This window comes from Pandoraea captiosa (genome assembly GCF_902459775.1).
In the GTDB taxonomy this organism is placed as follows: Bacteria; Pseudomonadota; Gammaproteobacteria; order Burkholderiales; family Burkholderiaceae; genus Pandoraea; species Pandoraea captiosa.
This window is the reverse complement of record NZ_CABPSQ010000001.1, coordinates 502,530-527,368: the sequence shown is the minus strand read 5'-3', so window position 1 is coordinate 527,368 and position 24,839 is coordinate 502,530. Positions and strand designations below refer to the sequence as shown.

19 protein-coding genes are annotated in these 24,839 nt (G+C 63.9%); 4 read left to right on the top strand and 15 right to left on the bottom strand.

Annotated features, from left to right (window positions below):
• Positions 1-16: 16 nt before the first annotated feature.
• Positions 17-1,864 (bottom strand): class I poly(R)-hydroxyalkanoic acid synthase, encoded by a 1,848-nt coding sequence (gene phaC, locus PCA31118_RS02335; protein WP_425495310.1) that lies wholly within the window; start codon positions 1,862-1,864, stop codon positions 17-19.
• A 204-nt stretch (positions 1,865-2,068) separates the two neighbouring features.
• Here phaC and PCA31118_RS02330 point away from each other — a divergent pair, with 204 nt between their 5' ends.
• Positions 2,069-2,251, top strand: coding sequence for a hypothetical protein (locus PCA31118_RS02330; protein WP_150622587.1), 183 nt, complete (start codon positions 2,069-2,071; stop codon positions 2,249-2,251).
• Between the two features lie 129 nt (positions 2,252-2,380).
• Here PCA31118_RS02330 and pgeF read toward each other — a convergent pair whose 3' ends face one another.
• Together pgeF and PCA31118_RS02320 are read right to left on the bottom strand one after the other, a co-directional pair.
• The gene (gene pgeF / locus PCA31118_RS02325) at positions 2,381-3,223 is read right to left on the bottom strand and encodes a peptidoglycan editing factor PgeF (RefSeq protein ID WP_150622584.1); all 843 of its coding nucleotides are present in this window, start codon (positions 3,221-3,223) and stop codon (positions 2,381-2,383) included.
• Positions 3,204-4,343 carry an RluA family pseudouridine synthase gene (locus PCA31118_RS02320; protein WP_174990303.1) on the bottom strand — a complete coding sequence of 380 codons (1,140 nt, stop codon included), beginning with the start codon at positions 4,341-4,343 and terminating at the stop codon, positions 3,204-3,206. The genes pgeF and PCA31118_RS02320 overlap by 20 nt, the downstream gene beginning before the upstream one ends.
• Before the next feature lie 21 nt (positions 4,344-4,364).
• Here PCA31118_RS02320 and PCA31118_RS02315 point away from each other — a divergent pair, with 21 nt between their 5' ends.
• Both PCA31118_RS02315 and PCA31118_RS02310 read left to right on the top strand, forming a co-directional pair.
• Positions 4,365-5,189: an outer membrane protein assembly factor BamD gene (locus PCA31118_RS02315; RefSeq protein WP_150622582.1), complete on the top strand. Its 825-nt coding sequence runs from the start codon at positions 4,365-4,367 to the stop codon at positions 5,187-5,189.
• 132 nt (positions 5,190-5,321) lie between these two features.
• Positions 5,322-6,050: a glutamine amidotransferase gene (locus tag PCA31118_RS02310; RefSeq protein ID WP_150622579.1), complete on the top strand. Its 729-nt coding sequence runs from the start codon at positions 5,322-5,324 to the stop codon at positions 6,048-6,050.
• A gap of 100 nt (positions 6,051-6,150) precedes the next feature.
• On the opposite strand, the gene PCA31118_RS02305 is transcribed toward PCA31118_RS02310, so the two are convergent.
• The 3 genes from PCA31118_RS02305 to PCA31118_RS02295 form a co-directional block, all read right to left on the bottom strand.
• Complete coding sequence (locus PCA31118_RS02305) at positions 6,151-8,403, bottom strand: ATP-dependent DNA helicase (RefSeq protein WP_150622577.1); 2,253 nt, start codon at positions 8,401-8,403, stop codon at positions 6,151-6,153.
• A gap of 129 nt (positions 8,404-8,532) precedes the next feature.
• Entirely contained in the window at positions 8,533-8,736 is a 204-nt protein-coding gene (locus PCA31118_RS02300) for a YdcH family protein (protein ID WP_044456085.1), read from the bottom strand.
• Between the two features lie 92 nt (positions 8,737-8,828).
• Positions 8,829-9,776: a hypothetical protein gene (locus PCA31118_RS02295; protein ID WP_150622575.1), complete on the bottom strand. Its 948-nt coding sequence runs from the start codon at positions 9,774-9,776 to the stop codon at positions 8,829-8,831.
• 87 nt (positions 9,777-9,863) lie between these two features.
• Between PCA31118_RS02295 and PCA31118_RS02290 the strand changes: the two genes are divergently transcribed.
• Complete coding sequence (locus PCA31118_RS02290; protein WP_150622573.1) at positions 9,864-12,209, top strand: Tex family protein; 2,346 nt, start codon at positions 9,864-9,866, stop codon at positions 12,207-12,209.
• Positions 12,210-12,390: 181 nt separating this feature from the next.
• Here the strand turns inward: PCA31118_RS02290 and PCA31118_RS02285 are convergent, their stop codons facing one another.
• From PCA31118_RS02285 to PCA31118_RS02245, 9 genes are all read right to left on the bottom strand, one after another.
• Positions 12,391-14,283 (bottom strand): potassium transporter Kup, encoded by a 1,893-nt coding sequence (locus tag PCA31118_RS02285; RefSeq protein WP_150622571.1) that lies wholly within the window; start codon positions 14,281-14,283, stop codon positions 12,391-12,393.
• A 397-nt stretch (positions 14,284-14,680) separates the two neighbouring features.
• The gene (locus tag PCA31118_RS02280; protein WP_150622569.1) at positions 14,681-15,412 is read right to left on the bottom strand and encodes a DUF2968 domain-containing protein; all 732 of its coding nucleotides are present in this window, start codon (positions 15,410-15,412) and stop codon (positions 14,681-14,683) included.
• A 393-nt stretch (positions 15,413-15,805) separates the two neighbouring features.
• Positions 15,806-17,209, bottom strand: coding sequence for a sigma 54-interacting transcriptional regulator (locus PCA31118_RS02275; RefSeq protein WP_150622567.1), 1,404 nt, complete (start codon positions 17,207-17,209; stop codon positions 15,806-15,808).
• Between the two features lie 228 nt (positions 17,210-17,437).
• On the bottom strand, positions 17,438-19,459 hold the full coding sequence (locus PCA31118_RS02270; protein ID WP_174990302.1) for a pilus assembly protein TadG-related protein: 2,022 nt from the start codon (positions 19,457-19,459) through the stop codon (positions 17,438-17,440).
• An 87-nt stretch (positions 19,460-19,546) separates the two neighbouring features.
• Entirely contained in the window at positions 19,547-20,140 is a 594-nt protein-coding gene (locus tag PCA31118_RS02265) for a DUF3613 domain-containing protein (protein ID WP_174990301.1), read from the bottom strand.
• A gap of 192 nt (positions 20,141-20,332) precedes the next feature.
• Positions 20,333-21,499, bottom strand: a complete 1,167-nt coding sequence (locus PCA31118_RS02260) for a tetratricopeptide repeat protein (RefSeq protein WP_150622560.1) — start codon at positions 21,497-21,499, stop codon at positions 20,333-20,335.
• Positions 21,499-22,536: a type II secretion system F family protein gene (locus tag PCA31118_RS02255; protein ID WP_150622558.1), complete on the bottom strand. Its 1,038-nt coding sequence runs from the start codon at positions 22,534-22,536 to the stop codon at positions 21,499-21,501. The genes PCA31118_RS02260 and PCA31118_RS02255 overlap by 1 nt, the downstream gene beginning before the upstream one ends.
• Before the next feature lie 9 nt (positions 22,537-22,545).
• Positions 22,546-23,469: a type II secretion system F family protein gene (locus PCA31118_RS02250; protein WP_150622556.1), complete on the bottom strand. Its 924-nt coding sequence runs from the start codon at positions 23,467-23,469 to the stop codon at positions 22,546-22,548.
• Positions 23,466-24,839: a TadA family conjugal transfer-associated ATPase gene (locus tag PCA31118_RS02245; RefSeq protein WP_150622554.1), complete on the bottom strand. Its 1,374-nt coding sequence runs from the start codon at positions 24,837-24,839 to the stop codon at positions 23,466-23,468. The genes PCA31118_RS02250 and PCA31118_RS02245 overlap by 4 nt, the downstream gene beginning before the upstream one ends.

The following is a 24,839-nucleotide window of genomic DNA, read 5'->3' as shown; positions in this document are numbered from 1 at the left end:
CGCCGCCACGCCACACTCAGGCTTTCGCCTTCACATAGCGGCCAGGCGCCGGTTCGATGGGTGCATAAGCAACATTACCATACGCATTTTGCGCCTTTACGCGTTTTCCGGCGTAACCTGCGAGCCATTCGCTCCAATCGGTCCACCAGCTGCCCGGATGCTCGGTGGCACCGGCCAGCCAATCGTTCGCGTCGACGCCGATATCGTCGTTACGCCAATAGCTGCGCTTTTTCTTGATCGGTGGATTGACCACCCCGGCAATGTGACCGGATGCCCCGAGCACGAAGCGACGCTCACCGCTGAGCAACGGCAGCGAGCGGAACGCCGACGTCCAGGGCACGATGTGATCCTCACGCGAGCCGAACACGTAGGCCGGGGCGTCGATTGCGCCCAGATCCACGGGTACGCCACAGGTCCGGATCGCACCCGGTTGCTTCAGTTCGTTCTGCAAATAGAGATGGCGCAGATACCAGCAGAACATCGGGCCAGGCAGATTGGTGCCGTCGCCGTTCCAATACAGCAAGTCGAACGGCTGCGGCGCATTGCCCTTGAGGTAGCTGTCGACCACGTAGTTCCACACCAGATCGTTGGGACGCAGGAACGAGAACGTATTGGCCAGCTCCACGCCGCGCATCAGGCCCGGCGGCTGACCGAGGCCGCCGCCGATCGTCTGTTCGCGAAACTGCACGTGCGGCTCGTCGACGAAGACATCGAGCACACCGGTGTCGGTAAAGTCGAGCAACGTCGTGAGCAATGTCACGCTCGCGACCGGCGACTTCCGCGCCTTCTGGCCCTTGGCGGCAAGCACGGCCAGCGCGGCGGCAAGCAACGTACCGCCCACACAGAATCCCAGCGCGTTGATCTGCGACTGCCCGCTGATGTCACGCACGACGTCGATGGCCGCGATCGGCCCTTCGCCCACGTAGTCGTCCCACGTCTTGTGGGCGAGCGACATGTCAGGGTTGCGCCAGGACACCACAAACACGGTGTGCCCCTGCTCCACGGCATAGCGGATCAACGAGTTCTCGGGCTGAAGGTCGAGGATGTAGTACTTGTTGATGCAAGGCGGCACGACCAGCAGCGGGCGCTGGTGCACCGTCGGCGTGAGTGCCTTGTACTGGATCAGTTGAATCAGGTCGTTCTCGAAGACCACGGCGCCCTCGGTCGTGGCAACGTTGCGTCCGACTTCGAAGGCCGCCTCGTCAGTCTGCGAGACCTTGCCTTTGCCCATGTCCACGAGCAGATGCTGCATGCCGGCGAGCAGGCTGTCGCCGTGGGTCTGCACGAGACGCTGCTGCGCGTTGGGATTGGTCGCGATGAAGTTCGCGGGCGAGCTCGCGGCCACCCACTGCTCGACCGCAAAACGGATGCGCTCACGCGTCTTCGCATCCGCATCGACCAGTTCGGCCATGCGCATCAGAAAACGACCATTGAGCAGATAGAGCGCAGCAGGCAGGGCATAGAACGGATTGCGCCAGCCCTCGCCCGAGAAGCGACGGTCGCCCAAGGCGGGTGCCGCATCGAGACCGGGCTGATTGAAGCTGGCAACAAGTTCGGAAAATTCTCGGGCGTAATCGGACTGAAGCGCGTTCAGTTTTGCCGGATCGACGTGCAACGACGTCGGTTGCGGTAGCGCGCCCGTCTTGCCGAAGAGATCGAATAGCCCCGCGAACGGGTTCGCGGCAGCCGCCGCACCATTGGCAGCGAAGGGTGACGGGCCAGCTCCCGGCAAAGCGCCGAACATCTGTTGGGCGGCCTTGAACCACTGCGACATGTCCTGAGCGGAGAGCGAAGCGGAGGGAAACTGCTGAGCAAACGAGGCGGCAAACGAGGCCGGATCGAAGTTGGCACTGGCGCGATTCATGGTAGCCTGAGTGTCACGTCCGTTGCGTTAAGGGCCAGTGCCCGGAACGCGGCGGCGTGCTTCGCTTCATGAGCGATGCGCCCCGCCTGTGAAGCATTCTTGCGTGCGCGCGATGGCGTGTCAATCTTTGCGCAGGACGGCGCGAACGCACGACCTCCGCATTGTCCCGTTCCCCCCCTAATTTTTGAATGCGCGTTTGTCCCGATGCTCATCGTTCTTCTCGGCTGGCTCTACGTCATTGGCATGGTCGCCATCACCGCGCCCTCCGCGTGGCTGGGCATCGCGATCTTCCTTTTCGGCGGCATCGGTCCTGCGCTGCTGATCCTGTACATCGCGGGAAGCCGCGCGCGGCGTACCCGCACGCTGCGACGCGATGACGCAGACTGAGGGCTCAGGATTCCCCGCGGGCAACGGGCCGGACTCGCTCCCATTCACCCCCCTTCACCCCCCTTCGCCCCAATTCGCGCCAATTCGCGCCAATTCGCGCCAAACTGATCGACTTCGGTCAGCCCCTGGTCACGCCACGCGCCAGACCAGCGCCGCCATACGCCCGGTCGTCCGGTCGCGACGATAGGAATAAAAGCGAGCCGGGTCGCTGACCGTGCACCACTGGCCGCCCGAGACCTGCGTAACTCCCTCGCGTGCGAGCCGCAGACGCGCCAGCGCGCAAAGGTCGGCGAGCGATTTGCCGAGCGCCGGGTCGCCATGAGCGACGAACGCTGCCTGCGTTGCTTCGCGCTCATCCGGTGTCGCGGCGCTCAGAAACGCCTCACGCACTTCGGGACCGACTTCGAACGCCGTTGGGCCGATACATGGGCCAAGCCATGCGATGACGGTCGCTGCGCTGCCGGGCTCCGGCAGGCGTGCTCGCAATGCCTGCACGGTCTGCTCGATGACACCGGCGCAAAGCCCTCGCCAGCCGGCATGTGCCGCTGCGACGGCGTGCCCCTGAGCGTCGCACAGTAGCACCGGGAGACAGTCCGCCACCATGATCGTGCTGGCCAGCCCTACCGCGTTCGTGGCGCTCGCGTCCGCTTGCAAGGGATCCCCCGCGTTGACGGCATCCAATGCCTCCTGGGCATCGACCACACGCGGGCCATGGACCTGCGCCACCCAGGCGGACGGCACGCCCGTTCGTGCGGCCAGCAGTGACCGGTTGATGCGCACGGCTTCAGGATCGTCGTCTGCCTTGTAACCGAGGTTGAAAGTCGCCTGCGGCCCCTGACTGACACCGCCTGCGCGTGTCGTGAAAACGGCGCGCACGTTCGCCGGCGCAGGCCAGTCGGGGACGATCCAGTACGCGGCGATGGCGTTTTGCACGGCGTTGAGGTCGTTTGACTCAGGCAAGGAAGAAGTCATCGAGCGAATCGGGGAGCGTTGTAAAGTCGAATTCGAGGCCGAGCGCGGCCATGAGTTCGCGCATGTCGTCCGGCAACGGCGCCTGCCAGTGCATCGCGCTGTCGTCTTCCGGATGAATCAGACCGAGGCGCCACGCATGTAGCGCCTGACGGGCAAAACCGCCCGGCAATGGCGGGCGCTTATGACGTGGTTTGTAGAGCGGATCGCCAAGCAGCGAATGGCCGAGATGGGACAGATGGACGCGAATCTGGTGCGTGCGCCCGGTATCGAGCGAGCATAGCACCAGCGAAACCGGAGAGCCTTCCCATTCGGCACTGGCGACCGTCACCACGCGCGTGCGCGCCGGTTTGCCGCCCTGCCCCTGCACCACCGCCATGCGCGTGCGCTCGCGCGGATCACGCCCGATCGGCGCGTCGACGACCGTGCGAAGCGCCGGGCGCCCCCATACCAACGCCGCGTAATGCCGCTTGACCGAGCGCGCCTGCAACTGGCGCACCAGATCGGTCTGCGCGATCAGCGTACGTGCCACGACCATCAACCCCGACGTCTCCTTGTCGAGCCGATGCACGATGCCTGCGCGAGGCAGGTCGGCCGCCGACTGGCCGTAGCGATGCAGCAGTCCATTGAGCAGCGTGCCGGACCAGTTCCCGGCCGCCGGATGGACGACGAGCCCCGCCGGCTTGTTGAAGACGGCAAGCGTCGCGTCTTCATACACGACATCCAGCGGCACGGGCTCAGGCGCAAAGGCGAGCTGTTCCGGCAATGCCGCCGGCGTGATGACGACAGCTTCGCCGCCGGCGACCTTTTGCCGGACTTTGGCGGTCTCGCCATTGAGCGTGACGCGACCGTCTTCGACCCAGGCTTGCAATCGGCTACGGGAATATTCGGGAAAACAGGACGCCAGCGCCTTGTCCAGCCGTTCGCCGGCCAGCGCGTCCGGCAAGGTCGTGACAAGCGGTGTATTGACGGGAACGACGCAAGCGCCCCCTGCGAGGGCCTGATCGGAAGCACTTGGGAAAGCCGCCGGAAGCGAGTCGAGGTCGTCGTCAGACGAATCCTCCGCATTTTCCGTGGCGAATGAGGCGGTTACGCTATAATCCGGCACTATTGAACGGGTCATCGAGAAGTGAAGCCAACGAGCATGCAAGCCCTGAAACTTGTCAAACATCTGACGCTGGCCGCCATCGTGGTCGGCAGCATGGCCGCCTGTGGCATTCTGCCGGAGAAGGTCGACGAAACGGCCAGCTGGTCGACGAACAAATTATACTCGGAAGCCAAGGACAGCTTTGATAGCGGCGACTATACGAAGGCCGCCAAGTACTACGAGTTGCTCGAAGGTCGCGATCCGTTCGGCCCGCACGCCCAGCAGGCACAGATCAACACGGCCTACTCCTATTACAAGGACAATGAGCCGGCGCAGGCGCTCACTGCCGTCGACCGTTTCATCCGTCTGCATCCGGACAGCCCGTCGATCGATTACGCCTATTACCTCAAGGGCCTGATCAACTTCAACGACGACCTCGGTCTGTTCGGCCGCTTCTCGGGCCAGGACCTGAGCGAGCGCGATCCGAAGGCGCTACGCGCCGCATATGACAGCTTCAAGTACCTGGTCGAGCATTATCCGAACAGCAAGTACGCGAACGATGCCGCTCTGCGCATGCGCTACGCCGTCAACGCGATGGCAGCGCACGAAGTGCATGCGGCTGAGTACTACTACCGTCGCGGCGCCTACCTTGCCGCCGTGAACCGTGCGCAAACCGCCCTGAAGGACTACGATCAGGCGCCCGCGCTGGAAGACGCGCTGGGCATCATGATCAAGTCGTACGACAAACTCGGCATGACCGAACTGCGTGACGACGCTCGCCGCGTGATGGAAAAGACCTACCCGAACAGCGGCTACCTTACCGTGGGCCGACGTATCGACACCGCCGGCGACAAGAAGTCCTGGTGGCAAATCTGGCGCTGAGCCGCATAAGCTGCCTCGGCTGCCTCGGCCGCCGATCGTCGTTCTAAAAGAAGCCCTCGCAGTTGCGGGGGCTTTTTCGTTCCGGTCGTGACGCGACAGCACCATGACATCTCCCGACAAGGAGTCGGTTTCGTGAGCCCTTCCCTCGCCCCCGGCAAGACGCTGCTTGCCCTGCGCCACGTTCACTTCGAAGACCTGGGTACGCTGGCGCCTCACTTCGCGCAACGCGGCTATGCCATCGAGTATGTCGATGCGCCGCTCGCCGAGCTTCGCGCCCTCGATGCGCTCGCGCCCGACTTGTTGGTGGTACTCGGCGGCCCGATCGGTGCGTACGATGACGCGGCACACCCCTTCATCGCCGATGAACTCGCGCTCGTCAAACGACGACTCGACGCAGGCAGACCGATTCTCGGCATATGCCTGGGCGCGCAACTGATGGCGCGGGCATTGGGTGCGAAGGTCTATCCGCTGGGCGTGAAGGAGATCGGCTACGCGCCACTCATGCTGACCGAGGCGGGACAGGCGTCGCCGCTCGCCATGCTGGGGGACGCGCCGGTGCTCCACTGGCATGGCGACCAGTTCGACATTCCGCCGGGGGCGACACACCTCGCGCGCACCGCCGTCGGCGAGCATCAGGCGTTTGCACTCGGCGCCCACGCACTTGGCCTGCAATTCCATCTGGAAGCCAATGCCGCTTGCATCGAGTCCTGGCTCGTGGGTCATGCGTGTGAGCTGAGCGCGGCGAAGATCGATCCGGTGACATTGCGCGACGATGCGCGCCGCCATCACGCGCGACTCTCGGAACTCGCACCTGCCGTCATTGGACGTTGGCTCGACGCCATGCCGCCCAGTGCGCACTGAACGACCTGAGTGACCCGAGTGACGTGAGCAGTGCCCGTCGAAATAAAAAAGCCAGACGCAAACGTCTGGCTTTTTCCCATTTACCGCATGGAAACGCGATTCAACTTCCAGCCTCTGCCGCGATCTCGTCGAAGAAACCGCGCACGATAGGCAATTCGCGGGTGCGCTTGAAGGGCGGCAAGCTCTGCCAGATGCGACGACCGTAAGGTTTGTCCACAAGACGCGGGTCGCAGATCATCAACACGCCTCGATCTGCTTCAGAACGAATCAGACGCCCCGCCCCCTGTTTGAGGGTAATCACGGCCTGCGGCAACTGGTGCACCGCGAACGGACTCAGCCCCTTCTTCGTCAGCGCGTCGAGGCGCGCTGCCAGCACCGGGTCGTCGGGCGGTGCAAACGGCAACTTGTCGATGATGACGAGCGAGAGCGCCTCGCCACGCACATCCACCCCTTCCCAGAAACTCTGGCTGCCGATCAGCACCGCATTGCCCAGGGCGCGAAAGCGGTCGAGCAATTCCGTACGGCTCGCCTCGCCTTGCACGAGCAACGGATAAGGCCACCCGCGGCGCTCGAACTCCTCGCGCAGACGCTCTGCCGCCCGGTTCACCGCACGCAATGTCGTACAGAGCACGAACGCCCGCCCGCCGCTCACCTCCAGCACCGGCAATGCGGCATCGAGCACCGCATCCGTAAAGTTGGGCGCAGACGGCTGCGGCAATCCGCGCGGCACATACAGCAGGCTCTGGTTCGGATAGTCGAACGGACTGGCCAGCGTGAGCGACTTCTGCGCGTCGAGGCCCAACTGCGCAGCGTAGTGCATGAAGTTGCCCTTCACGGACAACGTGGCCGACGTGAAAATCCACGCACGCGGCGCACCTGCGCGCTGCTTTGCGAAGATCGGCGCGATCGACAGGGGTGTCTGGTGCAATTGCACCGCCTGTGAAAAGACTTCGATCCAGCGGACCGTCTCGGGCGGCGTGTATGTTTTCTCCGAAGTGTTCTCCGACGGCCCGTCGCCTTGCGCGTCGGTCGCGGCGCCATCCGTCGGAGCGGCAAGCCGCGCAGCTTCCGCTTCGCGTGCCTTTGCGGCCTTTGCGGCCTTCGCCGCCTTCTCCCGCTTGCCATCCGTGACACGCGGCGCATCCGGGTCGAGCAACGGCAGCGGTTGTTCGCCTGGCGTCGGCGGCGTCACCCCCATCTGCCAGCGCTCCAGTTGCTCATGCAATTCCAACGCCCGACGCAGACAGGCGCCCAGCGCCTCGGCGCGTTCAGCCTGATGCTGGAGCGTTTCGATCAGGTCTTGCAGCGAGAGATCGACACTCTCGAGCGCGCCGAACAATTCGTGGTCGTCCGGCAATTGCGTGACGGACATGCGCGTGTTGTCCTGCCCGAACGTCAGACGCACGTCGCGTGCCGAGCGCTCGAGGTTCGCCCCGAGCTTGACCCAGTCGGCGGCGTCACGCGCATGAATCAACCCTTCGGCCACGCAATCGCGCGCCAATTCAAGCAGTTGGGTCGTCGACACCGTCTCGCCGAAGAACAGCGTCGCCGTCTCGGGCAACTGATGCGCCTCGTCGAAAATCACCGTGTTCGCACTCGGCAGCAATTCCGCCATGCCCGTGTCGCGCAGCATGACATCGGCAAAAAACAGGTGGTGATTGACCACCACGAGGTCGGCCTGTTGCGCCTCCTTGCGCGCGAGCATCACAAAGCAGTCTTTGTAGCGCGGGCATTCCTGTCCCAGACAGTTGTCGCGGGTGGAGGTCACCTGCGCCCAGATCGGCGCATTCTCCGGCACCGACGCGAGTTCGGCCTTGTCGCCGCTGTGCGTGATCTGCGAGAACGTTGTGATCTCACGCAGTTGCGCCGCCTCGTGACGCGAAGCGAAGCGCCCCTCCTGCTGGGCGCGTTCGAGATAGTAGTGACACAGATAGTTCGAGCGGCCCTTGAGCATGGCGACCGTTACCGGCACGGCGAGCGCCTTGCGCACGGTGGGAATATCCCGCGCGAAGATCTGGTCCTGCAAATGCTTGGTGCCGGTCGAGATGATCGTCTTGCCGCCCCACAGCATGGCGGGCACGAGATACGCATAGGTCTTTCCGGTGCCGGTGCCCGCTTCGGCGATCAGCGTGTCGTGCGTGTCCATGGCGGCAGCCACGGCGCGCGCCATCTCGGTCTGCGGCTCGCGCGAGCGATAGCCGTCGATGGCACGCGCGAGCATGCCGCCGTCACCGAAGATTTCCTGCAACTCGCGCTCACGCTTGGGCGCGAGCGGCTTGAGTCCGTGAAATGTGGGGGTATCGGCGCTGGGGGAGAGGTCGGTGGAATCGCTAGCGGCGGCGGAATCGGTCAAAACGGCTCTGAAAACTCGAAGGCGCCGCGAATCGCTCCATGAGCATTCGTGGCGCCGCAATGAAAAATAACCGCGCTGGCGCCAGACACACAGGCGTGCGGCATCGCGCGAATCTCCGGCTCACCCCGCTCAGGCGGGCTGGTCCGGCGTTTGCTGCACTTGCAGCAAGGTGATCGTGTCCTTGATCTTCAGACGGCGCTTTTTGAGACGGGTGACCTGAAGTTCGTCGTACGCCGGCTCCGTCAGGAGCTTGTCGATCAGGTAATCCAGATCGCGGTGTTCGATCTGCAACTCGATGATGCGGCGTCCAACGGAGTGAAGATCGTGCTGCATCGTGGCAACTCTCCTGCGACTCTCAAATATTTCCGGTTCCGGCGCCAACGATCGTTCAGCGTCGCTTACTGCCCGTACTGACTCTATTCACCTTACTGGCCCTGGATGGCCTTCTGCGCCGGCGAGCCGCCCGATTGGGACTCGTTACGGCGCGCGTCCGACTTTTGCTGACGCTCGATGGCTTCCTGCTGCTTCTGGTTGTACTTGCGCACGTTCTCTTCGCGCTCTGCCGCCTTCTGTGCGGCGGTGGCCTTCGCTTCGTCGAGCTTCTGCTGCTGCGCGGCCTGCTTCGCATTGTACGACTCACTGTTGGCCGCGCGCTGCGGGGCCTGCCCCGTACGCTCCGTCACCCGCTGCTGATATTCGGCCTGCTTGGCTTCGTAATCGGCCACGTTCTGAGCTCGCTCGGCAGCGCGCTGAGGCGCCTCGGCAGCGGTTTGCGCACGCTTTGCGGCAAGACGCTCGTCGCGCTCGGCCGCACGCGCCTTGCGCTCCTGATCTTCCAGCACGAGACGCTGGCTGCGCACCGCCTTGAGCGCCTCACGCTGCTCGTCGCGTGCCTTGTCGATGCAATAGTTCACGAAGAACTTCGACGCGCACTCGTACTTCGCTTCCTCGAAACGGTAATCGATCCACGCCCGCTGACGATCGAGCACCGCGCGGCGGCCGGCAAAATCGTCCTGCGCCGGTTGCATGTCGAGCTGGTCATCGTAGTGAACGGGCTTGTCGTCCTCGGCCGCCGCCGCTGCGGCGCTGGCCTTGCTGGCGGACGACGGCGATGCGATGCGGTCTGCGGTCGCGTCGAACGGCACCACGGGCACGCGCAGTTGCTCAGTCGTGCGACCGGCCGCTTCTACGGCGCTCAGCCCCTGCGCAAACGAGATTCCCGGCGTGGCGGCCGCAGCCACCATTGCCACCGTCAGAGCGAGCGCGGAGACCGATGAGCGCGCACGGGACGTGGCATCCTCATACGAAACCTGATGCTGATTCAGTCGCGAAAACAATTTATCGAGGGAAATCATGAGGTTGAGCGGAGTCATGCCAAATTTTAGCATTGCCTGCCCGGACGCGCCCGCGGTTTATGGCAAAATGCCCCGCTCCTGGCACTTGGGTAACTCGCAACACTCATGACGCAAAACGTAGCCCTTCAGATCGTTCAACGCATCGCCGACGAACTCGGCGTACAGCCGCGTCAGGTCGCCGCTGCCGTGCAACTGCTGGACGAAGGCGCCACCGTGCCCTTCATCGCCCGCTATCGCAAGGAAGTCACCGATAACCTCGACGACACGCAACTGCGTAATCTCGAAGAGCGCCTGCTGTATCTGCGCGAACTGGAAGATCGCCGTGCAGCGATCCTCACGAGCATCGAGGAACAAGGCAAGCTGACCGACGAACTGCGCACCGCCATCGTGGCGGCCGAAACGAAGCAGACGCTCGAAGATCTCTATCTCCCGTACAAGCAAAAGCGTCGCACGCGCGCACAGATCGCCCGTGAAGCCGGCCTTGAGCCGCTCGCGCAGGCCCTGCTCGCCGACCCGACGCTCGACCCGCAAGTCGAAGCCGCCAAATTCGTCGACGCCGACAAAGGCGTGGCGGACATCAAGGCAGCGCTCGACGGCGCGCGCGACATCCTCTCGGAGCAGTTCGGCGAGACCGCCGAGTTGCTCGGCAAGCTGCGCGACTACCTGTGGACACAGGGCGTGGTCTCGTCGAAGGTCGTGGAAGGCAAGGAAAGCGAAGAAGGCGAAAAATTCCGCGACTACTACGACTACGCCGAGCCGATTGCCGCCGTGCCGTCGCATCGCGCGCTCGCGTTGTTCCGTGGCCGCAACCTCGGCATTCTGATGGTCAAGCTGGGCCTGGGCGAAGAACTCGACGCGCAGATCCCGCACCCGTGCGAGAGCGTGATTGCCGGGCACTTCGGCATTCGTCAACAGAACCGCGCCGCCGACAAATGGCTCGGCGACGTGTGCCGTTGGTCGTGGCGCGTGAAGGTGCAGCCGCACCTCGAATCGGAACTGCTCACGCAAATTCGCGAGAGCGCGGAGAGCGAAGCCATCCGCGTGTTCGCGCGCAACCTCAAGGCGTTGCTGCTCGCCGCACCGGCCGGCCCGAAGGGCGTGATCGGTCTGGACCCGGGACTGCGTACCGGCGTGAAGGTCGCGGTGGTCGATGCAACGGGCAAGCTGCTCGGCACCGACACCATCTATCCGCACGAGCCGCGCCGCGATTGGGACGGCTCGCTGGAGCGCCTTGCGAAAATCGCCGCCGCCACCGGCGCACAGCTCGTGAGCATCGGCAACGGCACGGCGTCGCGCGAGACGGACAAGCTCGCGCAGGAACTGATCAAACGCCATCCGGAACTCAAGCTTCAGAAGATCGTGGTGTCGGAAGCCGGCGCGTCGGTGTACTCGGCCTCCGAGTTTGCCGCCAAGGAATTCCCGGAACTCGACGTCTCGCTGCGCGGCGCCGTATCGATTGCGCGCCGCTTGCAGGATCCGCTTGCCGAACTCGTCAAGATCGAGCCGAAGGCCATTGGCGTGGGCCAGTATCAACACGACGTGAACCAGCGCGAGCTGGCCCGCATGCTCGACGCCGTCGTCGAGGATTGCGTGAACGCCGTGGGTGTGGACGTCAACACGGCGTCGGCCCCGCTGCTCGCGCGCGTGTCCGGTCTGAACAGCACGCTCGCGAAGAACATCGTGGACTTCCGCGACAGCAACGGCCCGTTCACCAACCGCGAAGCGCTCAAGAAAGTGCCGCGCCTGGGCGACAAGACGTTCGAACAAGCCGCCGGCTTCCTGCGCGTGAATGGTGGCGACAATCCGCTGGACCGCTCGTCGGTTCACCCGGAGGCGTATCCGGTCGTCGAGCGTATTCTCGCGAAGATCAAGAAGTCGATCGGCGACGTGATGGGCAATGGCGCCGTGGTGCGCAGCGTGTCGCCGACGGAATTCGTCGACGAACGCTTCGGGCTGCCGACCGTCAAGGACATTCTGACCGAGTTGGAAAAGCCCGGCCGCGATCCGCGCCCCGAGTTCAAGACGGCGACCTTCCAGGAAGGTGTCGAGAAGCTGACGGACCTGAAGCCGGGCATGCTACTCGAAGGTGTGGTGACGAACGTGGCCGCTTTCGGTGCGTTCATCGACATCGGCGTCCATCAGGACGGTCTGGTTCACGTCTCGGCCATGTCGACGAAGTTCATCAAGGACCCGCACGAAGTCGTGAAGGCCGGCGATATCGTCAAGGTGAAGGTGCTCGAAGTCGACCCGCGCCGTCAGCGCATTTCGCTCACGATGCGCCTGAGCGACGACCTGCCGGTCGCCGGTGCCAGCGACCGCCCGAGTAGTGGTGGCGGCAATGGTGCACGTAGCGGAGGCGGCGGCCATCGTAGCGGCAACGGCGGTGCCCGCCAGCGCGAACCGGAAACGGTCAACGCCATGGCGGCAGCCTTCGCCAAGCTCAAGCGCTGACTGTTCTGAATGGCCTGAATGCCCCGCGATGCAGCGACACACGCTGCATCCGGCGCCCAGACGGCAAAAAGCCCACTCGAATGAGTGGGCTTTTTTTCATCTCGCCGCCGAGCGTCGCCCTCGGGATTGGCACGCCGGGCGTGCCATTTCCTCCGACTAGTCAAACGCGCTCAATCGCGCCTCAAATCTCGATTTTCGTGCCCAGTTCGACCACGCGATTCGCCGGAATGCTGAAGAAGTCGGTCGGCTTCGCGGCGTTCTGGTGCATCCATGCGAACAGCCGCTCACGCCAGATCGACATCCCCGGCAGCTTGGTCGGCACGACGGTCTCGCGCGCGAGGAAGAACGACGTGTCCATCAGTTCGAAGTGCATGTCCGTCTTCTCTTCGAGCAGATGCAGCACCTCCTTCACGTCCGGCGTCTCGTTGAAACCGAAGGTCGCGACCACGCTGAACAGGCCGCCGGTGTGGTCCTTGACCTCGATGCGGCTGCCATCTTCGGCGTATGGCACATCCAGCGTGCGGAAGGTCAGGAAAATCGTGCGCTCGTGCAAAATGCGGTTGTGCTTGAGGTTATGCAGCAAGCTCACCGGCACCAGCGTGTTGCCGCCCGTCAGATAGATCGCGGTGCCCGCCACGCGATGCGGCGGATGCGCCAGCAAGCCTTGAAGGAACGGTCCGAGCGGAATCCCGTCGGCCGCCGTGCGCTCGCGCAGCAACTGCCGTCCTTTGTGCCACGTCATCAGCATGAAGAACAGGAACGCGCCCAACGCCAGCGGCAGCCAGCCGCCCTCTTCGACCTTGATCAGGTTGGCACCGAAGAACGCGAAGTCCACCACGAGGAAGCCCGTGATGATGAGCGCAACGAGGAACTTGTTCCAGTTCCAGACCTTCACCATGACCACGCACGCGAGAATCGTCGTAATGACCATCGTCGTAGTCACGGCAATGCCGTACGCCGCCGCCAGATTGCTCGACGACTTGAACGCCAGCACGATCCAGATGATGACCAGCAGCAGCGACCAGTTGATCACCGGCATGTAGATCTGACCGATCTCGCGATCCGACGTGTGCAGGATCTTCATGCGCGGCACGTAGCCGAGCTGAATCGCCTGGCTCGTCAGCGAAAACGCCCCGGAAATCACGGCCTGCGACGCAATCACGGTCGCCGCCGTCGCCACGATCACCAGCGGCAGCAACGCCCAGTCCGGCGCAAGCAGGAAGAACGGATTCTCGATGGCCTTGGGATTCGACAGCAACAAGGCGCCCTGACCGAAGTAGTTGAGCGCGAGGGCCGGAAAAACGAGGAACGACCACGCGAACCGAATCGGACGGATCCCGAAGTGCCCCATGTCGGCGTACAGCGCTTCCGCGCCGGTAAGCACGAGGAAAACGGAGCCGAGCACGATATACGCCTGCAGTGCGTGCGTACGAATGAAATGGATACCGTAGTAAGGGTTGATCGCCTTGATGATCTCCGGTGCGAGCACCATGTTGTACACGCCAAGCACGCCGAGAATCACGAACCACAGCACCATGACGGGGCCGAACAGGCGTCCAACCTTTGCCGTACCCGACTTCTGCATCGAGAACAGAATGATCAGGATGACGATGGTGATCGGCAACACGAACTTGGTCAGCGAGGGTGCGGCGATCTCAAGCCCCTCCACCGCCGACATCACGGAGATGGCGGGTGTGATGACCGCGTCGCCATAGAACATGCATGCGCCGAACATGCCCAGCATCATGAGGACCGAAGCCCATCGGCTGCCTGCGCGCACACTGCGCAGGCTAAGCGCCATAAGGGCCAGCACCCCGCCTTCGCCGCGGTTGTCCGCGCGCATCACGAACAAAACGTACTTGAGGGAAACGACGATCACCAGAGCCCAGAACAGCAGCGAGATGATGCCGAACACGGCCTGCTGATTAAACGGAATGCCGTGCTGCGGATCGAAACATTCCTTGAGCGCATAGAGCGGGCTGGTGCCGATATCGCCGAAGACCACGCCGATGGCCGCCACCATGAGCGCGGGCATGGCCTGAGGGCGCTGCCCGTGTCGTATGTTTTGCGTCATAAGGTTTGGGTAATCGCTTTATTGCGCTGCACAAAATGGGCGCTATTCTAACTGGGCGCCGGTTCCCTCGCCAGCCCGGGCAGTTCCTGAGCACCGGGCTTGTTACATGACATGCCTCGCTAGGATATGACGAGGCGGGTCCCGTGACCAGTCCCGTGCGGCAAGGGTTTTACCCATCTCAAGCCGGTCCGCGTGCGCGTACGCGTCACCGCGTTTCAAGTTGCAAATGCGCGACATATGCCGGACAGGCGCGATTCGTCAGTCGACAGTCACGTCAATTGCGTGTAGCACGGGTCGGGCGTCGGCCGCCTCGTTCGGACGTTTGCTGCACACCTCCATGAAAAAAGCCGCCCGAAGGCGGCTTTCTCACATGCTGAAACATCGAACCGGCGCATCATCAGCGACGACGCGTCGCCTTCTTCGTCGAGCCGGAGCTCTTGACCGAGCGCACGAGTTCGGAATCGACCGTGTTCTGCTGCGCTTCCAGCGAACGAATCTGGCCCTGCACGTCGCTCAGGCGGATGCGCGCAGCGCTGCGTTCCGTTTCCAGTGCTGCGGCCTGTTCGCGCACGGCTTGCTGATTCTGGGCCAGTGCCTGCTCCTGCTGACGCTGAATATTCAGATCGTTCTGCACGGCGTTCAGGCGCGTTTCGCTCTCGGCGAGCTGCCGCTCGATCATCGCTTTCTGCGCTTCGAGCTTGATGCGATTGATTTCGACGTCGGCAAGCACCTGCGTCTGGTGGACGAAGTCGGCATACAGCGATTCCGCCTTCTTCTCATTGCCAAGCTTGACCACGCGCCAGAACTGACCTTCGTGGAACAGCGCCACGTAATAGCCTAGCGTCTGCGGGTAGAACAACAGGCTCGCCCCGTAACGGCCGTTGTAAGTCGTGCGAAGTTCGGTCACTTCCTTGTTCTGGATGCGATCGCGCAGTTCCTGGATCGTGCCCGATGCCGCCGCGGGTGCCGTCGCCGTTTGTGCGGGCACTGCCGGCGCAGCGATCTGCGCGGACGTCGCGCCGGTCACATCACGGACCGCGTCGGCTGCCATGGCCGACGTTCCCCAGGCTGCCAGGCATGCCACCCCCACGCCCAACCACAACCGCCCCCGGCAATCACTGATTTTCATCTGATCTGTTTTCCTGTTATCGACCGGATCGTTTTACGACCCTTATTCGTCGCATTCACTCGCCACCCCGGACTCCGTCCCGAGGATCTGATACCTGCGTATTTGTGGAATGATAACCGCATGCCCGCAATAGCCGACAATTCTATCCATTGAGACGCGCACTTCCAAGCGGGGAATGCGTTATTGTCGCTGCGCGATTTCATCTGTTGATACGGCGCAACTCGGCGGCCCTGCGACTTCCGGCTGACGGAATATGCTTGTCAGAAAAATCCCGTCAAGGAAGGCCATATTGAGGCGTTGCCCACGCAGCGCGCGTTAAGCACCGCTGCCCGGCACAAACGTGCCGGTCGCGACCGCCGGACCGGTCACAGCCGGATTCGACCCTGGCCGGGTTCACCCTTCATATTCGCTGGCCAGTTCGGAGTCGTTGCCGAGAATCTGGTACTTGCGCATTTTTTCCCAGAGCACCTTGCGACTGATCCCCAACGCGTTCGCGGTGTCCTGACGCCGCCAGCCGTTGGCGTCCAGCGCGGCGACAATGCGCGCGCGCTCGGTCGCATCCCACCGGGCGCGTTCGCGCTCGCCCACGGGGCTGCCCCGCGCCCCCTCCTCCGGACGCGCGACCGTTCCCATCGACAGCGCGTCGAAGATCGGCCGGATGCGCCGCTCGTCCCAGCCCCCCAATTGCCGGTAAATGATGCCCACGCGCTCCGCGATGTTGCGCATCTCGCGCACGTTGCCGGGAAACAGTCCATTTTCGACCAGCTCGCGCAACCATGGCGGCACCTGCGCCCCAATCTCGCTGTCGCCCACCACCTTGCCGAGATAAGCGGAGAAGACGGCGAGTTTGTCGACCGGTCCGCGCTCTTCCAGACTCGGGATATGAAGCTCGATCACGGCGAGGCGATAAAACAGGTCGGCACGGAACAATTCGTCGCGCACCATCGACTTGAGATTCTTGTTGGTGGCCGCAACCAGCCGGAAGTCGAGCTTCACGGGCTGCGCCGAGCCCAGACGCGTCACCGCGCTGTCCTCCAGCACCCGCAGCAGCTTGACCTGCTGATACAACGGCAGGTCGCCGATTTCGTCGAGAAATAGCGTGCCGTCGTTGGCCTGCTCGAAATACCCCTTGTGCGAGTACAGCGCCCCGGTGAATGCGCCCTTGGCATGGCCGAAGAAGTGGGATTCGAACAGGCCGTCCGGAATCGCGCCGCAGTTCACGGCAACGAACGGCCCCTTTCCGTAATGACTCTGCTTGTCGTGCAGCAGCCGGGCGATACGTTCCTTGCCGACGCCCGTCTCGCCGTGGATCAGCACATTCGAGTCGCAATCGGCGAACGCGTCGACTTCGGCCAGCAGATCGAGCATGGCGCTCGATTGCGCGACGAGCGGATCGGCCGGCGTCGGCGCGCTGTCGGCTTCGGCAATGGCGCCGGAGAGCTTGAAGATGAGGGTGCGCAGTTCAGCGCCGGTGAAGTCGAGCGTGAGGATGTTGCTGTACTCGGGCGGAAACACGCGTGCGTCGTTTTCGCGCGCGGTCGTGGCCACCCAGATCACGGGCATGCCATGGCCGAGTTGCCATTCGTTGGCGTTGGTCGACGCGCCCTCGATCACCGATACGCTCACCACCGCGATGGACGGACGCGTCTTCGTCCGCTCACGCGACAGATCGATGCCGTCGGCACGAATGACTTCCATGTCGAAGCTCGCGAGGCAGTGGGCGACACGGTCGGCGATATCCGACTTGCCCTCCCAGACATACACATCGAGATCTTCGCGTACAGGCTTGCTTTTCATGCTTATCCGCTCGTTGACGAACGCCCCCTGGCGCTCGTCATGGTGAAGTTCAGTGCCCCGCCTCCCGGTCCACTTCGGGCATCACTGACCGCTTTGTTCGTCATACGCTGCGCCCTTCGTCTTCTGACGCCTGCCCTCTCTGCCCTCTCTGCCCTCTCCTGCCCCCTCCTGCCCTCTATGCGCACGTCTCGCCGTGCCGCGCTGTGCGTCGCGTCCTCGCGCTCGACGCTAATACACCAGTTGCACCAGCCCGTTCTGACAGTTGATGCTATCGACCGTCACCGTCGTCATGCCCAGCGTGATGCCCAGCGAGGACAGCAACGTGTTGATGACGTTGCTCAGCGGCGTGAGCAGCGGATTGAGCAAGGTGTAAAGCACGCTGCCGAGGACTGGGGAAACGTTCGATGTGCTGATGGAATTTGCGACGGTGTCGATACGGCATTGATTCGCGTTACCGGACAAATTGCACAGCAGGTCGGAAATTCCGCCGAGTAACCCGCTGACAATCCCCCCAAGCGTGTTGACCAAGCCCCCGACCAGCCCGCCTACGCCACCCAGCACCTGAGGCAAGTTAAGTGTCAAAACGCCGCCGAGCGTAGAACCCAGTGCGTTGGTCGTCTGTTGCAGTCCGTTGGCCGCCGAGCTAAGAAATGCATTGACCGTCGTAATAGACGACCCCGCCAACGCCGACGGAACGTTGTTGACCAGCCCCGTGCCGATGGTGCCGGGCGTGGACGAGCCACTGGCACTCACGTCGAGTGAAAGCCCCGTGAGCAATGCGGTCACGATCTGACTCAGATTCACGCTCGATCCAATCGGTCCAACCTTCTGCGGAAACGGTCCAGCGAACGTGATTGGTGCCGGGGCATTGGTCACAAGGGAAAGGTTGACGTTCGCACCGACGTTGATGAGGCCGAGCAACGTCGCAATGTTGGTCCGCTGCGTCATGAGTGTGGTGCAACTCGCCGGGTTCGTCTGCACGTTGACACCCGCAGCCGTACCGCCGACGCAAACATTCACCAGCCCGGAATTCACTTGCAATGTCGTCGACGGCGCTGCGCCGCACTGCAATGCGGTCACCGTCGCCGTTGACCGGGCGACCTCCAGCACCAGCGGGAGATTCAGGGTCGTACCCACTGCGCTGAGCAGTCCGCCTAGCGGCCCGGCCCCCGATGCTGCCGAGTTGACCGTCAGGAAAAGCCGTACTTGCGCAGTCGTCGCCGTAGCGCCAATTCCCCCAACGCCGATCTGCGGCGGTGAAATGACGCGTGCGACGACAGACACCGTGCCGCCGAGAATCGACAACGAAGGCACTGCCACGGCGTTGCTGCCGTTTGCCGCAACGACGGCGGTGGTTATCAGATCGGCAATCCCAACATTCGCGCTGAGCGCGTTCGCGGCGCTCACGCCGGCGGCATCGATATTGGCAATGATGCCCGGTGTCGTCGCCGTGCCTAGCAGATTGACCGGCACATTCAGGACCGGGCTGTTGGCGAACACGTTGACGAGGTTGTTCATCGCCGTGACGGACGCCGAGAGCGCGCCATTTTGCGTGGCAAGCGCGGTATTCGTCGCGCTCAGCAACGTGCCCACCGTGAGGTTTTTCACGGCGGCCACCCCCGAGAGCGACGCGACGCTGACATCCCCCGTCACTGGCACCCCGAGCGCCTGCAACAGCCCCTTCGGCGTAATGTTCACCCCAACGAGCTGTTGTGCCGCGCCGACATACACCGAGGGCGTAATACCGATCGACGTCAGCAACGGCGCAAGCACGGAGTTGCTTGCATTGAGCGCCAGCAGACCCGAGTCGACCGTGAAGGTCACAACCGCAGGCGCCTTGCGCGCGACCGCCGTCGCGCCGATCGTGCGCGTGCCAGCCAGTTGGAAGAACGACGGCACGCCCAACGTCAACGTTACCGAAACGGCATTTCCGCTTGCCGCATTGGCTGCCGTGGCCGCCACGAACGTGCCCGGCGTGGTCGACGACGGCGGCGGCGAGGTCCAGATACCGCAGGACGTCGAGATCGTGAGTCCGGTCACGTTGCTGCCGAGGTTCGACGTGATATTCGCGCGCGCGACCGTGTCGAACGACGTGGCGTTGGCGCAACCGGGAAGCGTCTGCGCCCCCGCGAGCGCCGCCATGTCGGCCGCACGTTGCAGATCGCGCCGCTTCATGAACGCATAGCCCGCGTCGATGGCGAACGCCATAATCAGCACGACGAATACGAAAATGTAGGCAAGAATCGGCACCGAGCCGCGTTGACGCCCCAGGAACGTCCTCGGACGTCTCTCACGATTCGCCGCCCTCGCCCGCCGCTCACGCGCAGTCATGGCGCATCACTGGCTGACGCCAGTCCCCATCGCGGCAGGCGCGGCCCCGCCGCCTCCACCACCGCCTCCGCCCCCCGAGCCGTTGGTGCTCTGAACCATCGTCTCGAAGAACGCCGGAATCGGATAGTTGAAGCTGTCGAGATACCGCTTGTAAGCGCGAGACGCGGTCGCGCCGAGCATGGGCAGGCCGCGTCCGGCAGCGAGGTTATTGCCCTGAACGGCCAGCAGCGCCTCGGTTTCGTCGCCCAGCATGCCGTCACGCGCCGGCTCGCCCACGCGCGGCGGCGTGGTGCGGCGAACCACGTTGGTCGGCGTGCGGGCCGCCTCCTGAACCGGGGCGACCTGCGCAGCAGGGGCGGGTTGAACGACACTGCTGGCGACCGGCGTTTGCGATTCTGTCTGCGTTGTCTGCGTCGTTTGTCCGGTGGACGGAGCCGCCGAAGTTACCGTAGAAGGCGCCGCCACCGTCCGGGCATCGACACCGCCCATGGCGCCCGATACCGGCGCGTTGGTTTGCGCCGTTGCCCCACTCGCCCACAGCGTCGCGCCCAACGCGGCACAGAGCGTGAGCACGGCGAGTCCGTGTTGCGTCGTCTGCATCGGCCATGCACCCCGCGTTCCCTGAGTTTTCTGGACTGCCATCATCACGTCTCCCTGATGTTGCGTGATCCGCAACGCCTGCCTCTTGCCGTTGGACTTCGTCGCCGCTTGCCTGGCGGTGGCGCTTAGCCGTGGCCCACCATGCCGCGTCGCGCCTCGCCCCGCCACACGGCACCGCGCACCCGCGACGAATTACTGCGAATGCGCGAAGCGATCGAGCATCGACGTCGGCATGTCGCTGCGCGCGGCATCGCCCGCGCGGGCGAGTTTGGCGCTTGTGCTCGCCGGGGCCTGCGCTGTCACCGCCTTTGTTGCGTTCGTTTGCGTGTCGTTGCTCGCCGCCGACGCCGTATCGCTCGGCGCCATACCGCCCGGCGTCAGACGCACGACGACCGGTGTCCCCACTTGGCTAACCTGGGTAACTTGCCCCGCTTGGCTCGCTGTGCTCGTCCCGCTTGCACCCGTGAGCGCCGTCGGTGCAATCGACGCCGCCGCCTGCGCCGCTGCGCGCGCTGCTGCGGCATCTGCCGCCTGCTTGCGCGCTTTGGTATGCGCACGGATATCGGCCGCGAGCTTGTTGATGGCCTCGCGCGTGGCCGGCGACATCTTGGCGTTCGTCATCATGTCGTCGGCGCGCGCACGCTCGCCCGTCACCACGAGATAGACCGCCAGATTGCTGAGCACCTTGCGGCTGTCCGGACGCAGCTCCGCGGCCTGCGCCAGTGGCACGCGCGCGCCGGCGGCATCGCCGTTACTCAACAGCGCAAAACCGAGATCGCTCAGGTAGAACGCTTCGGTCGGCGCGCGATTCACCGCTTCGCGAAGGGCATGTGCCGCCGCGGCGTAATCCTTGCGTTGCGCCGCCACCAGTCCGATACCGTGCCATGCGGCGGCCGCTTCGCTGCTGCCGAGCAACGCGCGATAGGCCTGCTCGGCGAGCTCCGGCTGCCCGGTCTCGCGCAGCGCGTCGGCGCGCAGAATATCGACGTCCGGCGCAGCGCCGTACTGAATCCGGAATTGCTCGATATGGGCGAGCGACGCGAAATAGGAGCCCTGCTCCTGCGACTGCCGGATCATCGACAGATACAGCTCGCGCGTATCCGGCCTGGCCAGCTTGGCCTTCTCCTCGTCGTTCTGCTGCGCCTGCATCAGCGCGGCGGCCGACGGCGCGCCATAGCCGCCGAGCGTCGGGCCGCTGCTGCACCCGGCAAGGAACGCCGCGCAGACGGCACACGAAAGCGCCGCCGACACTCGGACGGCGAACTCACGGGTGCCATGCAGCGCTTGTCCGCGCACGCGCAGGGGTGTCGCGGTCTGTGTCGGTGCGGGTGTCGGTGTGGGGGTCGAAGCGGGCGACATCACATGGCCTCCATGGATTTGGCGAGCGACAGGATCGCGGGGCCTGCGACCACGAGCATCAGCGCGGGCAACAGCGTGAGCATCATGGCAAGCGTCATCTTGACGGTGAGCTTGCCGATGCGCTCCTTCATCGTCTGACGTCGTTGCTCGCGCAAACGGTCGCTAAATTGCTGCAACGGCTCCTGTACGGCGCCGCCGTGCTGCTCGACCTGTACGAGCAGTCTCACGAGCGCGCGCAGATCGTCGTTGTCGTAGACCTCGCGCAATCGCCCCATCGACGCCTCGCGCCCGCGCCCCGATGCGTACTGACGATTGGCCGCCTCGAATTCCTTGGAGAGAATCGGCAGCACTTCGCGAAAATCGGAAACCACGACATAAAGACTCTGATCCATGGACAACCCCACGCCTTGCAACAAACGCAGCAAGTCGATGAGCAGCGGCAATTCGTCGATCAGTGCACGACGGCGCTCCGCCGCCTTGCGCTGCACGTAAAACTTGGGTGCCATCAGTCCTGCGCCGGCAGCCGCCATGAGGCGCAAAATCGTGCCCAGCCCGCCGCTGCCCGGAAACCAGAGCCAGACGAGCAAGGGAAGCACGACCGCCAGCGCTACGCGGGCGAAGAGGAACAACGACTTGGCGCGCGTGCTGTCGTAGCCGCATTGTGCGAGCAACAGCCGGTCTTCCGCCGCGATGAGGCTTTGCCCGAGACGCGTTTCCGACCACCGCTTGCCGAGCGCCGCCGCGCGATCGAGCAACGCACGCCAGCCGCGCTGTCCGCTCGGCACGCTATCCCCGTTGTCGCGCGACAGGTCGTCCGGCATCGAACGCGAACCCGCCGTTGCCGTGGCCGCACGAAGCGCCGCGAGCGCCTGCTGCTGACGGCTTGCGAGCACCTGATCGATCATGCGCCCGCTGCGTCCCTGGCGCATCGCACGCAGTACGATGGCCGACGCGGCCAGCAGCAGACCTGCCGCGACCATCAGCAGGCCGAGCATCATCCACGTTTGCGAGTCTGCCGTCAGGGACGAAAAATTCATGGCGTCATCTCAAAGCGACTTGGCCAGCCGGTACAACACGAACCCGCCGAAGACTTCCAACCCCATGCCGATTGCCAACAGTTTCTGGCCTGCGGCTTCCTTGAACATCGGCTCGAAGAACGCCGGATTGAGCAGCATCAGCATGGCACTCACGACGATAGGCAGCGCTGCGAGCACCCACGCCGACAGGCGCGTCTCCGACGACAAGGCGAACAGCTCCGCCTGCGCCTGCTCGCGATCTCGCATAAAGCCCGACATACGCGCCAGAATCTGATCGGCACGTCCGCCAAAGCGTGTCGAGAGATCGACCACCGACGCGAACAGGTAGATCTCCTCGACCTGATACACGCGCGCAATCTGCTTGAGCGCCACATCCAGATCCACCCCCGCCTGCACCTGACGTACGGCACGTTCGAGCAATTCGCGCAACGGCATATCGGTATTGCCTGCGGCCGACTGGAACGCCGCCGGCAAGCTGTTGCCGACGGTGAGCATGCGCACCATGCCGTCGAGAAACACCGGCAACTGACGCACGATATCGCGGTGACGACGCGCCGCCTTGAGCCAGTAACGCAGCACCACCCCCACGACATACAGCACCAGAATCACGATGGCCGACAGCGGGCCGTTCCAGACCCAGAACCCGAGCATGAGCAACACGCCGGGGGCGATCAACGTGAGGTAGAACGTCGAGTCGGTGTGCACGCCCGCGCGCTCGAAGAAAAACTCCCACGGCAGCGATTTTCGGCGCGCTGCGCGCACCTCGCCCGTCTCGTTTCCGGCAAATCGCGGCGCGCTTTGCGCCAGTTGGCGCTCGAGAAACGCGCTGGTGGCCTGCTCGCGCGCACGCTGATGCGAGCGACGCCACAGCTCCAGCCCCGCCGCTACCAGCAGCAGCGCGATGCAGGCGACCCACAGCACGATGGGATTCATCGACGGCGTCCGAAAAAGCCGCCCCCGCCCCCGTTCTCCGGCGGCACGTTGCCCTGCTGGGATTGCAGGGCGGCGGCGGCATTGCGCGATTGTTCCTTGTAGCGTTGGAGCTTCGGCGAATGCGGCTGAAGCCCGAGCGACACCCACTTGTCCTTCTCTTCGCCGTCCGGCCCGATGACGGATTCGTGGCGGAACAACTCCTGCGTCGAGATCACCGTATCGGACACGCCCGTCACCTCGGTAATCGAGAGAATGCGACGCCGCCCGTTCGACAACCGCCCGATCTGCACGATGAAGTCGAGCGCGCTCGTGATCTGACGACGCAAGCTGCTCTCGCTGCCCTGAAAGCCCGCGAAGCCCGCCAGCATCTCCAGACGATAGAGACATTCGCGCGGCGAATTGGCGTGAATCGTCGCCATCGAGCCTTCGTGCCCCGTGTTCATCGCCTGCATCATTTCCAGCACTTCCGAGCCACGCACTTCGCCCACGATGATGCGGTCGGGGCGCATGCGCAGACTGTTGCGAATCAGATCGCGAATCGTCACCTCGCCGGAGCCGTCGAAGCCGCCCTGACGCGACTCCAGTCGCACCACGTGCGGGTGATTGAGCGAGAGTTCGGCCGTGTCCTCGACCGTGACTACCCGCTCGGTCGCCGGAATGAAACTCGCCAGTGCGTTGAGCAGCGAGGTCTTGCCCGAACTGGTGCCCCCGGACACGAGAATATTGCAGCGCGAACGCACCGCCGCTTCGAGCAGGTTGTAGATTTCTTCGTTGAAGCTGCCCAACGCGAGCAGGTCCGACGGCTTGAGCGGGTCCTTGCGGAACTTGCGAATGGAGACCACCGGCCCGTCGACGGCAAGAGGTTCGATCACAACGTTCAGACGTCCACCGTCGGGCAGGCGCGCATCGACCATCGGATTCGATTCGTCCAGACGGCGGCCGATGGGCGCGAGAATGCGGCGCACGATACGCAGCAGGTGCTGATTGTCAGAGAAGCGCAACGCTTCGCGCGCGAGCACTCCGCGACGCGAGACGTACACGTCGTTGTAGCCGTTGATCAGAATGTCTTCCACTGCGGCGTCGGCAAGCAGGTCCTCGATGGGACCGAAGCCCGCCAGCTCCTTCGTCAACGCGTCGGAAATCTGGCGCAGTTCCGCCTCGTTGATCGGAATGCGACGCAAACGCACGAAGCCGTCCATCTCCAGATCGACGAACTGCTGAATGGCGCTGCGGCTCCAACGCCCGAATTCGGCGCCAAGCTCCTCGATGCGCGCGAGCAGATGTTCATGCGCAGCGGTCTTGATGTCCTGGAACTGCTGTGAATTGGCAAACGCGCGCTTGTCGTCGGCGAATTCGATGGAGTCGGTCAT